We start from the raw sequence: 14,453 nt of genomic DNA on the forward strand, positions 1-14,453 counted from the left end.
AATGTTTTTGGATTATCAAGGTTATAATAAGCATGTCTTAATAGTTGGGTCTGCACGTAGCGGAACCAGTTGGCTAAGTGAAATTATAGCCCAGCAGAGCCGTTACCGGATGTTGTTTGAACCAGAACATGAATTTAGAACACCTAAGGGTCACTTAATTTGTGATCAATGGATAACTGCAAATCACAATACAGATAAACAGAATACATATTTAAAAGCTATTTTTAGCAATCGCGTAGATTGTGATTGGATTGGTCAAATTTCTAATCGTAAATATAAACGACATTTATGGCCTTTTCTTCCTAAAATGTATATTATAAAAATGGTGAGAGGGAATTTATTAGCAAGTTATGTGAATAACAAATATAATATCCCAACCCTCCATATTATTCGAAATCCCTATGAAGTGATTCATAGTCAGAAACGCGTTAACTTTCCTTGGTTATTTGATTTATCTCATTTTGTTAATCAACCAAGATTGGTTGCTTTAATTAAGGAACATTTTGATTTTGACATTACGAACTATCAACAATTAAATGATACCCAGCGTTTGGCATTGCGATGGTGCATTGAAAATGTAATCCCATTAGAGGTACTAAAGTTTTCTAAAGGTAAATTTGAAGTCGTAAGACATGAAGAGTTAGTAAAAAATATAAATTTGTTTTATGACTTATGTGAACGGTATGGTTTAGAACCTCTATCTGATATCGAAACCCGTTATACAAAGCCATCAAGTAAAATGCATCCTAGAAGTCAATTGTTAAGTAAAACAAATTTAATAAACCCTTTGTTAGATGAAATAGATATGAAGCATATAAATACTATTTTATTGATATTTAAAACAACATTATACCCCATTGATGATGTTTATAGGCGTGGAAAAAAATGAGTATGCATATTGCCCTCATATTATCTCAACCACCAGGCTATTCTGAGACCTTTTTTAAATCAAAAATTAAAGGCTTGCAAGACGCAGGATATCTGGTAAGTTTATTTGTTCAAAAAGATGACCCTACATTTAACGCTTGTAGGGTATTTAAGTTGCCCAAAGTTTATAAGCATCCTATAGTTCAAGCCCTTGCTTATTTATGGATAATTCTAAGCTTAGTACCCTATGTGAAGCGCGTGATACGTTTTATAAAATTAGAACACGGGAGCAAACGCAAAAAAACACAAATATTTAAGAATATATATACCAATGCAAGTTTGTTAAAATCTAATGTTGATTGGCTGCATTTTGGTTTTGCGACTTTAGCGTTACAACATGAACATGTTGCTAAAGCCATTGAAGCTAAAATGGCGGTGAGTTTAAGAGGATTTGATATTGCTATTTATCCACTTAAGCACCCTTTTTGCTATGAACGATTATGGCTGCAAGTGGATAAAGTACATACTATTTCAAATGATTTATTGGACTGTGCTTATAATGATGGACTTTCTAAATCGACGAATGTAGAAAAAATAACACCTGCCATTTCCACTGTATTATTTGATTCAAGTGCTATTACTAAGAATTTTAGTATAACGTCCACAAAAATAATAACAGTAGGAAGATTGCACTGGAAGAAAGGTATCATTGATATGTTAGAAGCATTATTTATTTTAAAAAAGAAGCATATAGATTTTGAATATCAAATTATAGGTGATGGAGAGCAAAAAGAAGAAATTTTGTTTGCCATTCATCAATTAAGGTTAGAAAAAGAAGTATCCTTGTTGGGAGTAAAAACTCCAAAAGAGGTTAAGGAATTAATGGATGCGTCTAATATCTATTTGCAATATAGTCAATCTGAAGGTTTTTGTAATGCGGTATTAGAAGCCCAGGCTATGGGGCTATTATGTATAGTGTCAGATGCAGAAGGCTTGTCAGAAAATATCATTGATAGTAAAACGGGTTGGGTGGTGCCAAAGCGACAGCCCAAACTATTAGCAAAAACTCTAGAATCTGTAATAGCGCAAGATGATGTTATTAAAAGTCAATTCTCCGAACGGGCCAAAGCACGTGTTCAACACCAATTTACATTGCAACAACAGCAAGCTAAGTTTGTGGAGTTCTATAAAGACTAAATATTAATACTAAAACGTGAATTAATGATTTTACAATATAATAGTTTAGCATGATTTTTAACTCATTAGATTTTGCAATCTTTTTACCTATCGTCTTTTTTTTATATTGGTTTGTTTTTAATAAAACCGTTGCTAGACAAAATGTTTTGGTTGTCGTTGCTAGTTATGTATTTTATGGCTGGTGGGATTATCGGTTTTTAGCACTCATATTATTTAGTACGATAATAGATTTTGGTATCGGGCAACTGCTATTGAAGACAGAAATCCCTAAAAATAGAAAATTACTATTATGGACAAGTATTTCTGTTAATTTGGGACTGCTAGGCTTTTTTAAATATTATAATTTTTTTGCTAATAGCTTTGTAGACGCCTTTTCTTTTTTCGGTCATAGTATTCAACCTAATACTTTAGATATTATTCTACCTGTAGGTATTAGTTTTTATACCTTTCAAACGCTAAGTTATACCATCGATGTTTACCGAAAAAAATTAGAACCCACATCAAGTTTCATTGAGTTTTCTGCATTTGTAAGCTTCTTTCCTCAATTGGTAGCAGGTCCTATAGAGCGTGCCACTAATTTATTACCGCAATTTAAACATAAGCGACATTTTAAGTACTCTGAAGCCATGGATGGTGTGTATCTTATTATATGGGGATTGTTTAAAAAAGTAGTCATTGCAGATAATTGTGCTCAGTTTGCAAACGATATTTTTCAGCATTCAGGTAGTTATTCTTCCTCAACGTTACTTTTAGGAGCCTTTTATTTTGCTTTTCAAATTTATGGTGATTTTTCAGGCTATTCCGATATCGCTATAGGAACTTCTAAACTGTTTGGTTTTAATTTGATGCAGAATTTTGCTGTACCCTACTTTTCAAGAGATATGGCCGAATTTTGGAGACGTTGGCATATTTCATTATCCACGTGGTTTCGAGATTATTTATATATACCATTAGGTGGTTCTAGAGGTTCTAAATGGCAACAAATACGAAATGTTTTTATAATTTTTATCGTAAGTGGATTTTGGCATGGAGCCAATTGGACCTTTATTGTTTGGGGGTTTCTAAATGCCTTTTATTTTATACCTTTATTATTACTGAATAGAAACAGAATACATACGAATGTCATCGCAGAGCATAGCATTTTACCATCCGTAAAAGAAATCGGACAAGTTGTAGTGACTTTTATGTTAACACTATTGGCTTGGATATTTTTTAGGGCTAATACTATATCTGATGCCTTTTTATATATTGAAAGACTATTTCAGTTTTCATTTAAAATGGACCGTCTAACTTTAGAGCGTTTTTCTTATGAAATGATTCCATTAGTTGTCCTTTTAGTTGGTATAGAATGGTTTTCTAGAAGAAAGCAACATCCCTTAGAGACAATTAAAAAACCTATGGTTTGGAGTCTAATTTTAATATTTTTAATTTTTGTTTTTGGTAGTTTTTCAAGTGTACAAGAATTTATTTATTTTCAGTTTTAGGTATGATACAGTTTTTTAAGAGAATAGCAATCCTTTTAAGTATAGTAGTATTAACTTTATTTCTGTTAGATAGTTTATATACCTATATTTATGTGCATCCCCACTATGCAAGATCTAAAGTATCATGGTTAAAAACATTAGATACAGATAGTAAATATGATTACGCAGTGTTCGGGTCATCTCGAGTGCATTTTAATTTTAACCCGATGTTAGTGGAAGAGAAAACAGGGTATAAAGGAATTAATTTAGGTTTTCCTAATAGTAAAAGTTTTGAAATTAAATTGATGGTTAAACTTTTTTTAGAAAAACATCAAGTAAATACAATTTTTATTCAGGTTGATGACCATTATAGTATAGATGGTTTTGATCCTATCGCGATAGTTCCTTTTCTACCATATATTAGAGACCATGAGTTGTTTAAGGATATTCGTTCTGTAAATACCGAAGCATCATTTCTATATTATTTACCGTTTTATCGGTATATGAAATATGATGCCAAATTAGGATTTAGAGAGATAATGATGAGTTTTTATAAAAATAATAAATATGATAATCGTTTAGGGTATCCTTTAGGTAAAGAAAAGCAGATGAGAGAAAGGGAAACTAAATATAAATTTCTGCTTGAAGACAAATCTAACCCTCATATTGAAGAAGTGATAAAAATTTGTGAAGAAAAAAATATTGAAATTTATTTCTACACCTCTCCTATATATAAAGCGGAAGGGAATTTTGATGTTTTTCATAAAAACTTACCCAACTATCATAATTTTTCTAATATTTTTGTAAATGCTAAGTTGTTTAGAGATCCATATCATTTGAATATAGAAGGAACTTCCGTTTTTACAGAAGAATTTATAGAAACTTATTTTAAGCCGTGACTTCAGATAAAATGAAACTATTCTATTCTAAACAGCATTACAATAAATCATTTCGAGGCCAAACCTTTCCTTTATTAAAACCTTTTATAAAAAAGGATGGTTTTACTGATCAAGAACGTATGGATATGTATGGTGTTTCCGGGCAAGATGTAATATTTGTAGACGTTATAGAAGAATCAGATGTTGCCATATTAGCGATGTCCTGGAATTATTATGTGAAGACCAACCAGCAATCCAAAGCCTTTCAATTTTTTAAGAAAACCCAAGATTTACAAATACCAACTTGGGTCGTGTTATTAGATGATGTCGGTTTAGATTTTCCTGATTTTCCGCATGTGAAATTATTTAGGCAAAGTGGATATAGGACTAAAGCACCGCAATGGCATGTTGGTCTACCTGTTTTTATATCAGATCCTTTAAAAGAACATTACAATGCCAATACTATATTTGAGCGCTGTTATTCTAAGCACCCAACGATAGGGTTTTGTGGGTATGCCACGTTAAATATTGCTTTAGCACTGAAGACTAAACTTAAAATTGGCTTAAAAAATTTGGGTTATTATCTAAAATTACATTCGCAAGAGCCTGAAATGTTATTAGCGGCTGCTCAATGGCGGTATAAGATTTTAAAACGCTTAGAAGCTTATTCAAATATTAGGACAAATTTTATATATCGAAAAAAATATCGAGCAGGAACACAGAATGCCGAGCAACGCGCTGCATCGACGCAAGAATTTTTTGATAATATAAAAGATTCTGATTATGTGGTATGTGTACGTGGAGCTGGCAATTTTTCTGTACGTTTGTACGAAACTTTAGCAATGGGACGTATTCCTGTTTTTGTGAATACAGATTGTATATTACCTATTAATGATGTGATTAATTGGAAGGATCATGTGGTTTGGGTGGAAGCGAATGAAATTCCTGTAATTGGCAATATTGTCTTTGAATTTCATAAAAAAATGAATCAAGAAACATTTATATCTTTACAACATCGTAACAGAGTTTTATGGGAAAAAATGTTAACAATAAAGTTTTTTAAAAATTACGTGTAATGAAAAACAAAGTGTTTGTAATTGGTTTTCAAAAAACGGGAACTACTACTTTAGAAACTGTCTTGATTGATTTAGGATATCGTGTATATGGTGGAGATAAGCAAATTATAAAGATTGATAGTGAAGAGGATCGAACTACGTATATAAAGTCGATCATGGAAAATTTCGATGTGGTCCAAGATATGCCATGGCCCATATATTTTAAAGAGCTTTATAACTTATATCCTAATGCCAAATTTATATTAACTTATCGAGATCCAGAAGATTGGATACGAAGTATGGTTAAATATTTTGGAAACACTAAAAGTGTTATCAGGAAAAAAATTTATGGTGAGGATCAATTAGAAGGTAATGAAGCTTTATTTTTAGAAACTTATAATAGGCATAATGATGCTGTGCTTTCTTTTTTTCAAGACAAAGAAAATTTTTTACTTATGGATATTAAAAAGGATTTTAATTATAAAACACTGTATCCATTTTTAGAGATTTCTCCTATTCCAAATAAACCCTTCCCCAAAAGTAGATCTAATAAACAGGCTTTGTCTAATTTTAGGATTTATCGTAATATACGTTCTTTATATCATAATATTCGAAGAGGCCATTAATGATGCAAGATTTATCAAAAAAAATATCGTATCTTAATTTAAGAAAGAAATTATGGAAGAGTAAACCATATCATTTTTATATAAAAATGTACGATCAATTTTTATTAGCTTTTTTGAATCGTAATAAATCAGGTATACGCTTAATTTTTATTAATGGGATGAGACGTTCAGGAAATCACTACTTGATAAAAACGTTAATGGAATCTGCGAATGCTACAGTATTGTTTTATAACAATCTAAAACCACATAGTGATATTCCAACTGTGATTGGTGGAACAGAAACCAAAATAAAAACAAAGAAAAAAATATTAGTTATTTTAGGCTATGAAGATTTGTCAATAGCCGATTTTAATTCTTCGTGTAATTTAATGCTAGATCATAGTTTTAAAGATATTAATTATACAAAACTTATAATCTGCAGAGATGTAAGGAATGTAATGGCTAGTAGGTTAAATCATGCTCATATGTCGTATGATTTAAATACAAAACATGATATACAGATTTATACCAAAAATTTATGGTTAAATCACCATAATACTCTTCTTGATGATATTTATAGAATAAGGTACGGGTACCTTCAAGAAGATTTAAAAAATATAAATTTAAAACCTTTTTATATCAATGAGCTACAGAGAAATAATAAAGTTTCTAATAGATATGGTGGAGGAAGTAGTTTTACATCAAACGATTTTACTGAGAGATTTAAGAAATTTAAAGGTCGTGAAGATTATGAATATTTAATTAAAGATTTACAAGTTTTGGACGCTGAAATTCATAAGACAAATTGGGAAGATTAATTTTTGTAAAATAAAAGATAATTGAAAATACTAATATTATATACTTTTAATAAAAGTTTTTTATCCCGTTTTTATGAAGAATTAGCTGTTAGTTTAGTTTCCTTTGGCTATGATGTTACGGTGTTTTCTTTAAAAGGACAAGATAATGCGTTTCTGAGGGATAATGTCCATTATGTAATTAAGTCTAAAGGGAATCTTTTAAAATGTTACCATGAGATTTATTACAACATAAAACAGACTAAACCCGATGTTATTATTTCAAATTTCAGTTATGTCAATCCAGCATTGCTTTTTGGTAAATTGTTTAGAGTAAAACAGAATATAGCATGGATACATACACTTACCGAGCAAATCAATCCAAGTAAAAAACAAAAATTTATAAAACGACACTTTTTAAAACTAGCCAATTTGGTTATTGTTAATTCTGAATATTTAAAACAAGATTTGGTGGCTCATTTTAAAGTACCTCCTACGAAATTAAAAGCTATTCCTTTCTGGGCCACATTAGATGCTTTTAAAAAGGAGTCTTTAGGACAAACAAGTCAAAATTCACATTTTAAAATAGGGTGTCCTGGCCGTTTGGTTCCAGATAAGAATCAGGATTTAATTATCTCTGCATTATCTAAATTAGATAGTAATAAAAATGTAACTCTATATTTAGCAGGCGAAGGCCCTAATAAGCAATATCTCAAAAAGCGTATTAATATGCATAAATTAGAGAAACAGATTGTGTTATTGGGAGGCTTATCTAGCGATGAAATGATTGGGTTTTATAACGATATGGATGTTATTGTTCTCCCTAGTTCGCATGAAGCTTTTGGACTGGTATTTATAGAAGCAATATCTCAAGGCGTTCCTGTTTTAGTGTCTTCTGCATTTGGTGCTTTAACATTTATAGATCCTAATTATGTTGGTTTATCAGATATTGTTTTTGATCCTAAGGATAGTACATCTTTAAAATCGAAATTAGAAAATATTATAAATGGGAAAGGGAGACCTAATCAATATTATATTGATTTGTATAACAATCATTTTAGTAAAGACAATATAGTGCATCAATTTAAAGACCTATTAATTTTGTAATGCTATTCACCTTCCTTAAATATTTGCAGCCTACACACTATTTTCGATTACGGAAACATGATGGACATTCTGTATTTCCTTTAATTAAAAATTTACCTGCTGAAATCGTTGAGCAATTTGAGTGTGATCATCAGTATATATCGCATATAGCTAAAGCTTATGATCTTTCATGGCAAGCCGTTCAAAAAGGTTATATTGGAAAAGCAGAAACCTATACGCAATTTGAAAACGTCCCAGTAGTAGATAATTACAGGTTTGCACGAAAATATTTTAGTTCATTTTGGGTTTTCTATGTTTTAATGGTACGCCTTTTTTGTTTTTATAATCCTATAACAGAAATTCTTGGCTGGTGGAAGACTCGTAAAGTAATGCGTAGTAACTATTTAGAAACGCCACTAGTATATTCAGACTATGATACTTTTAAATCAGAATTGATAGAACAGAAGCCTTTTGTTAGTGTGATTATCCCCACTTTAAATCGTTATCCGTATTTAAAGGATGTGTTATCCGATTTAGAGCAACAAGATTATACTCATTTTGAGGTTATTGTTGTCGATCAATCTACACCATTTCAACCTGAGTTTTATGTTAATTTTCAATTAGAGATTCAGGTCGTGCATCAAGAAGAAAAAGCCTTGTGGTTGGCCAGAAATCGCGCTATAAAAATGGCAAAAGGCGAGTATATCCTATTGTTTGATGACGATAGCCGTGTCGATAAAAATTGGATCAGTGAACATTTAAAAGGTTTAGATTTTTTTAAGGCAGATTTGTCTTCGGGAGTTTCTATTTCTGAAGTTGGAGCGCCAACACCAGCACATTATGCGTATTTTAAAATTAGTGATCAATTAGATACAGGAAATGTGTTGTTAAAAAAAGACATTTTCAAAGCCATAGGATTATTTGATCGACAGTTTGAAAAACAACGCATGGGTGATGGAGAGTTTGGCTTACGGTCGTATTTAGCAGGCTACTTAAATATATCTCATCCCTATGCAAAACGCTTACATTTAAAAGTAGGAAGCGGTGGTTTACGAGATATGGGGAGTTGGGATGCGTTTAGAACCAATTCGTTGTTTGAGCCGCGCCCTATACCCAGTGTGTTGTATTATTTTAGACGCTATTGGGGAAATACGGCAGCGCGTTGGTCGTTGTTGCGTACGGTGCCGTTATCTATTATGCCATATCGTTTTAAAGGATCAAAGTTGATGATGATAGTAGGAGCAATGGTTTCTCTATTTATTTTTCCTTTAGTGGTATTTCAAGTATTTAAGTCTTGGAGATTGGCTGGTAAGAAATTGGATGAAGGGGCACTTATTGAAAAGTTAGAAGTGGGAAGTAAAAAGTAAAAAGTGAAAAGTGAGAAGTTAGAAGTGGGAAGTGAAAAGTGGGGTGAATCCTTCTGGCTTTGATTTCTTTAGGTGAAATCAAATCCACCATCCTTTAATTTCGATGGTTATCGGTTGAGAGGAGGAGCTTATTAAATAAAACATAAGGTCATTGAGAGGGCGAAGGATGACGTAATCTGTATATTTTTTGCGGACGCTTTACAGTACTGCTGCGTTCTGTGTCCTCGAAATGAAAAAATAGAATAAATATTGAAAAAAAAAATCCTTTTAGTTACCTCTGAATTCCCGCCGCAACCTGGTGGTATTGGTGATCATGCTTATAACGTCGCGCTTTATTTAAGTCGTGCTGGTTACGATGTTTCTGTTATTGCAGATCAACGTTCAGTACATGGGAAGGAAGAGGCTGATTTTGATGTTACTTTACCTTTTAAAGTGTTGCGAGTTGCGATAACTAACCCTCGTTTTAAGATGTATATCAACAGAATTAGGCATTTGAGCACAGCAATTAAATCAGCTGATGTGGTTATTGCTTCAGGTAAATTTTCGTTGTGGAGTGTGGCTATGTTACGACGAGGACAATCTACTGCAAGTTTAGCCGTCATACATGGCTCTGAAGTTAACTTTACCAATACATTATTAAAAACCAGTATTAATTGGGCTTTGCAACGGTTTGCTAAAATTATAGCGGTATCGCAATTTACAAAATCGTTAATTCCTGCTACAATTCAGGAAAAGACGGTAGTCATTCCTAATGGTTTTAATTCAGATAAGTGGCATATTAAAACCTCTACAGACATAGAATTAAAAGGTACGCCTAAATTGATTACGGTAGGTCATGTCAGTGAACGCAAAGGGCAACATGAAGTGATTAAACTTTTACCAAAATTAGCATTGCGTTTTCCAAATATTACTTACCATTGCGTCGGATTACCAACAGAACAAAAGGCTTGCGAATTATTAGCAAAACAATTGGGTGTAGAGAATCGAGTTTGTTTTCATGGTCGTGTCAATAATGCTGTTTTGAAATCAGCTTTAGAGGCTAGTGATGTCTTTGTAATGTTGAGTACCATAACCACCACAGGAGATGTTGAAGGCTTTGGAATTGCACTATTGGAAGCAAATGCCTTAGGGGTTCCAAGCATTGGTGCCAAAGGCTGTGGTATTGAAGATGCCATAAAAGAAGGCGAATCTGGAGCTTTAGTGACGTTGGGAGATGAAGCTGCTTTTCAAGCTGCTTTAGAGCATTTATTGAGTTCGAAAGCAGCGTATGCTGAAACCTCAAAAGCATGGGCAAATGAGCACCAATGGAATATCATTATTAAAAAATATATAGAAGAACTGGAAAGATTGACCGATAATACTAAATAGCTATGAACTGTACAGAACTGTTATTTATATGGTAAACGATTTTAAAACGTTTATGACGCATTGGTTATCAGCTAAACTTCTTATTTTTGAAGCCAATTTTAGTTTTGTTAATCGTGATATATACTTGAAGCCTTAAAATTCATAAAAAAAATAGAACGCCACATTATTTTTAAACATTAACCAATAGCAATGAAATTAGTAATCATATCTCATACCGAACACTATCAAAAAAGCGATGGTACTATTGTTGGTTGGGGGCCTACGGTTACTGAAATTAATCACCTTATGGCTGTTTTTGAAGAGATAGTTCATTTGGGGATGCTATACGCTGGTGAGGCTCCGGCAAGTGCATTACCCTATACGAGTTCCAACATAAAATTTGTAAATATTCCGACTGTTGGTGGAGCTGGCTTAAAGAATAAATTGAAAATTATAACATCGGCTCCAAAAACCTTAAAATTAGTTAGGCGTTTTGTTAACGCATCGGATTATTTTCAATTGCGCACTCCAACCGGAATAGGAGTTTATTTAATTCCTTATTTGACTTGGTTTACTAGAACTCCTGGCTGGTATAAATATGCTGGAAATTGGAAACAAACCTCTGCCCCTTTAGGCTATGCTTTTCAGCGTTGGTTCTTAAAAAGGCAATTGCGAACAGTTACCATTAATGGAGCTTGGAACGACCAGCCGCCACATTGCGAGACTTTTGAAAATCCGTGTTTAACTGAAGCAGATTTAGCTTTAGGTAAAGCCCTTATGACCACAAAAAGAATGGTGAATCCGATTAATTTATGTTATGTTGGACGATTAGAAACACCAAAAGGAGTTGGACGTGTTATTGACGCTGTAACAGCATTAAAACCTGAAGACAAAGCTAAATTAGGTGTTATTCATTTTGTTGGTGATGGTAATGAACGCAACGATTTTGAACGGCAGGCTGCATTAAGCGGAGTGGATATTCGGTTTCACGGGTTTTTATCACGTCACTCTGTTTTTGAAATTTATAAAGACTGTCATGGTTTTTTAATGCCAACTACGGCATCGGAAGGCTTTCCAAAAGTATTGGCAGAAGCAATGAATTTTGGGTGTGTTCCCATCGTTTCCAACATTTCTTCTATTGGGCAATATATTAAAACCGATGACACTGGTTTTGTATTATCCGATATATATAAAGATACGCTTAGCACCTATATTATTGAATTGATAAATTTGTCTACACCTGATTATTTACGGCTAGTGTCTAATGGCCAGGAGGTTGTAAAACGTTTTACGTTTGTATACTATAATGACCATATCAAACAGGCTATTTTAAATTAAGGGTATGGGAACAGCAATGAAACATAAGCGTTATGATGATAACTTTATCCCGCTCCTTTTAGGTCATGTGTTTTTAGGTGTCGCTATTTATTTTTTTGAACCCATTGCGCGTATTTATTTTTTAGGAGTATTGTTTTATTTTATGTGGCATATAATTACTTCACCCGAAAAGGATAAAACAATGTATGTTTTGTTGGGGTGTGCCTATATTGTTGGTGGTGAGGTGTTTTTGCGGATGACCAAAGGTTATTTCTTTTATGAAACAGGTAAATACTTTGTGTTATTAATGATGCTCTTAGGAATTTTTTACAAAGGTGCATCTGGTAAGGCTTATCCTTATTTTTTATATCTTATTTTATTAGTGCCAGCCGTTATCGTTGCTTCCATTACGTTGACTTATGATGCTAATTTTAGAACTAATGTAACGTTTGTCCTTGCTGGCCCCGTCACTTTAGGTATCGCCACCTTATTTTGTTATGATAAAAAAATAACAGAACAGCAAATTTTAAAGATCTTACAGTATTTAGTATTGCCTATTATTTCTATGACGGTGTATTTGTTTTTGTACAATCCCTCTATACGAGATACCATATCTAATACGGCATCTAACCCTGCAACTTCAGGGGGATTTGGACCGAACCAAGTTTCTACAGCTTTAGGCATGGGGATGTTTGTAATGGTGGTGCGTATTTATATGCAATCTCCAGGCTTCTTTCTGAAAGTTTTAAATATTTTGATTTTCGCCGCTATTGCATTTAGAGCTATTGTTACTTTTAGTCGAGGAGGAGTCTTCGCCGCTATAATATGTATCTTGGCATTTCTAGGGATTTTATTTCTAAAATCAAATTACAAAGTAAAAAATCAAATCATAGGCTCTACATTTGTGTTCTTATTTGCAATCAGTTCTACTTGGCTTTTAGCTTCCGTTGAAACGGGAGGTATGTTAGATAAGCGCTATGCCAATGAAGATTCGTTAGGCCGTGAAAAGGGAGACGCAACTACAGGTCGAGGTACATTGTTTATGCAAGAAATTGATGGGTTTTTACAAGACCCTGTACTGGGTATAGGGGCTAGTAGGACGAAGGATATTCGTATTCAAGAGACAGGAGAATATTTACCTTCACATAATGAAGTTGGTCGTTTATTAGGAGAGCATGGGATGCTTGGTATTATTATATTATTGATTTTAATTATAAAACCCTTAGCGTTTCGCGCAAGTCATTCGGGTAGTTATTTTTTTTATGCCTTTTTGTTTTTTTGGTTTGCCACCATTAATCATACAGGTATGCGGATTGCTGCACCATCGTTATTTTATGCATTGGCCTTATTAAATATTACAAATGTTAAGAAGAAAAATATTATACATAGGAAACAACTTATACAATAATAAAACCAATCCTTCCTCTATACAGGTTATAGGGAGCCAATTAGAGAGCGAAGGGTTTGATATGTTTTATAGTTCTAGTAAGAACAATAAGGTTTTAAGGCTATTAGATATGCTTTATTCTTGTATAAAATATAGAAATGCTGTTAGTAACGTCATTATTGATACCTATAGTACAAGTAATTTTTATTTTGCGGTGTTAGTCGGGCAATTGTGTCAATTTTTAAAATTGCCTTATGTTTTAAGCCTTAACGGTGGTAATTTGCCTGCCCGATTACAAAATAGTCCTAGGTTATGTTCCATTACTTTTAAGCCTGCGAAGGCCTTGGTATCACCATCCTTGTATTTGATGGATGCTTTTCATAACCATGGCTATATGGACGTTGTATATATTCCTAACGCACTGAATTTAAATCAATATAAATTTAAGACGAGACCTATAGAAGACCTTAATTTATTTTGGCTGCGTTCCTTTTGTAAAATATATAATCCTTGTTTAGCAGTTGATATTTTAAAAGCGTTACAAGATCTTGGTTATAATGCTACTTTATGTATGGCAGGTCCAGATACGGATGGTTCTCTTAGAAAAGTAAAAAAACACGCTAAGGCTTTAAATGTAGAGATTTATACCCCGGGAAAACTGACTAAAGCAGAATGGACGCATCTCGCTAAAAATTATAATGTGTTTATCAATACTACTAACTTTGATAATATGCCAGTCAGTGTTATTGAAGCCATGGCCTTAGGTTTGCCCATTGTTTCTACCAATGTTGGAGGCATGCCATTTCTCATTGAAGATGGTGTTGATGGTGTTTTAGTACCGCCTAATAATTCTAAAGCTTTTGTAGATGCTATTTTAAAATTAAAGTCTCAGCCTGAAGCAACAGAAGTTATGGTCGCTAATGCTCGTAAAAAAGTAGAATTATATGATTGGCAGTTATTAAAAGAAGAGTGGCGTAAGGTTTTAGGGGATGAAAAAATTATTTAAACTCTATTAATATTATATCATAGTTATCTAAACTATGTATTTTGACTTTAATCTAAAAGCATTGTTGAAATTCTATAAGACTCC

At 32.9% G+C, this 14,453-nt stretch carries 13 protein-coding genes; all 13 read left to right on the top strand.

Annotation, left to right across the window (positions count from 1 at the left end):
* The first annotated feature begins 1 nt into the window (after position 1).
* The 13 genes from HM992_RS09495 (at position 2) to HM992_RS09555 (ending at position 14,369) form a co-directional block, all read left to right on the top strand.
* A complete protein-coding gene (locus HM992_RS09495; protein ID WP_179319496.1) occupies positions 2-889 on the top strand; it encodes a sulfotransferase domain-containing protein in 888 nt (295 codons plus the stop codon).
* 2 nt (positions 890-891) lie between these two features.
* The gene (locus HM992_RS09500; RefSeq protein ID WP_179319497.1) at positions 892-2,064 is read left to right on the top strand and encodes a glycosyltransferase family 4 protein; all 1,173 of its coding nucleotides are present in this window, start codon (positions 892-894) and stop codon (positions 2,062-2,064) included.
* Between the two features lie 50 nt (positions 2,065-2,114).
* On the top strand, positions 2,115-3,548 hold the full coding sequence (locus HM992_RS09505) for an MBOAT family O-acyltransferase (RefSeq protein ID WP_179319498.1): 1,434 nt from the start codon (positions 2,115-2,117) through the stop codon (positions 3,546-3,548).
* Positions 3,549-3,550: 2 nt separating this feature from the next.
* A complete protein-coding gene (locus HM992_RS09510) occupies positions 3,551-4,426 on the top strand; it encodes a hypothetical protein (RefSeq protein ID WP_179319499.1) in 876 nt (291 codons plus the stop codon).
* Positions 4,427-4,437: 11 nt separating this feature from the next.
* Positions 4,438-5,481, top strand: a complete 1,044-nt coding sequence (locus tag HM992_RS09515; RefSeq protein WP_229720469.1) for an exostosin domain-containing protein — start codon at positions 4,438-4,440, stop codon at positions 5,479-5,481.
* Positions 5,481-6,086 (top strand): sulfotransferase family protein, encoded by a 606-nt coding sequence (locus tag HM992_RS09520; protein ID WP_179319501.1) that lies wholly within the window; start codon positions 5,481-5,483, stop codon positions 6,084-6,086. The genes HM992_RS09515 and HM992_RS09520 overlap by 1 nt, the downstream gene beginning before the upstream one ends.
* Positions 6,086-6,883, top strand: a complete 798-nt coding sequence (locus HM992_RS09525) for a hypothetical protein (RefSeq protein WP_179319502.1) — start codon at positions 6,086-6,088, stop codon at positions 6,881-6,883. Before HM992_RS09520 ends, HM992_RS09525 begins: the two co-directional genes overlap by 1 nt.
* 21 nt (positions 6,884-6,904) lie before the next feature.
* Positions 6,905-7,966: a glycosyltransferase family 4 protein gene (locus HM992_RS09530; protein ID WP_179319503.1), complete on the top strand. Its 1,062-nt coding sequence runs from the start codon at positions 6,905-6,907 to the stop codon at positions 7,964-7,966.
* A 23-nt stretch (positions 7,967-7,989) separates the two neighbouring features.
* Complete coding sequence (locus tag HM992_RS09535) at positions 7,990-9,312, top strand: glycosyltransferase family 2 protein (RefSeq protein ID WP_229720470.1); 1,323 nt, start codon at positions 7,990-7,992, stop codon at positions 9,310-9,312.
* Between the two features lie 249 nt (positions 9,313-9,561).
* A complete protein-coding gene (locus HM992_RS09540; protein ID WP_179319505.1) occupies positions 9,562-10,680 on the top strand; it encodes a glycosyltransferase family 4 protein in 1,119 nt (372 codons plus the stop codon).
* Between the two features lie 189 nt (positions 10,681-10,869).
* Complete coding sequence (locus tag HM992_RS09545; RefSeq protein WP_179319506.1) at positions 10,870-11,997, top strand: glycosyltransferase family 4 protein; 1,128 nt, start codon at positions 10,870-10,872, stop codon at positions 11,995-11,997.
* A gap of 4 nt (positions 11,998-12,001) precedes the next feature.
* Entirely contained in the window at positions 12,002-13,384 is a 1,383-nt protein-coding gene (locus tag HM992_RS09550) for an O-antigen ligase family protein (RefSeq protein ID WP_229720471.1), read from the top strand.
* Positions 13,338-14,369: a glycosyltransferase family 4 protein gene (locus HM992_RS09555; protein WP_229720472.1), complete on the top strand. Its 1,032-nt coding sequence runs from the start codon at positions 13,338-13,340 to the stop codon at positions 14,367-14,369. Before HM992_RS09550 ends, HM992_RS09555 begins: the two co-directional genes overlap by 47 nt.
* The last annotated feature ends 84 nt before the right edge of the window (positions 14,370-14,453 follow it).

Origin of the sequence: Winogradskyella helgolandensis (assembly GCF_013404085.1) — a bacterium.
Lineage (GTDB): Bacteria > Bacteroidota > Bacteroidia > Flavobacteriales > Flavobacteriaceae > Winogradskyella > Winogradskyella helgolandensis.

What these genes read in the sequence shown, in the direction of transcription:
- HM992_RS09495 (WP_179319496.1), top strand. Translation starts at nt 2, where the DNA reads ATGTTTTTGGATTATCAAGGTTATAATAAGCATGTCTTAATAGTTGGG.
- HM992_RS09500 (WP_179319497.1), top strand. Translation starts at nt 892, where the DNA reads ATGCATATTGCCCTCATATTATCTCAACCACCAGGCTATTCTGAGACC.
- HM992_RS09505 (WP_179319498.1), top strand. Translation starts at nt 2,115, where the DNA reads ATGATTTTTAACTCATTAGATTTTGCAATCTTTTTACCTATCGTCTTT.
- HM992_RS09510 (WP_179319499.1), top strand. Translation starts at nt 3,551, where the DNA reads ATGATACAGTTTTTTAAGAGAATAGCAATCCTTTTAAGTATAGTAGTA.
- HM992_RS09515 (WP_229720469.1), top strand. Translation starts at nt 4,438, where the DNA reads ATGAAACTATTCTATTCTAAACAGCATTACAATAAATCATTTCGAGGC.
- HM992_RS09520 (WP_179319501.1), top strand. Translation starts at nt 5,481, where the DNA reads ATGAAAAACAAAGTGTTTGTAATTGGTTTTCAAAAAACGGGAACTACT.
- HM992_RS09525 (WP_179319502.1), top strand. Translation starts at nt 6,086, where the DNA reads ATGATGCAAGATTTATCAAAAAAAATATCGTATCTTAATTTAAGAAAG.
- HM992_RS09545 (WP_179319506.1), top strand. Translation starts at nt 10,870, where the DNA reads ATGAAATTAGTAATCATATCTCATACCGAACACTATCAAAAAAGCGAT.
- HM992_RS09550 (WP_229720471.1), top strand. Translation starts at nt 12,002, where the DNA reads ATGGGAACAGCAATGAAACATAAGCGTTATGATGATAACTTTATCCCG.
- HM992_RS09555 (WP_229720472.1), top strand. Translation starts at nt 13,338, where the DNA reads ATGTTAAGAAGAAAAATATTATACATAGGAAACAACTTATACAATAAT.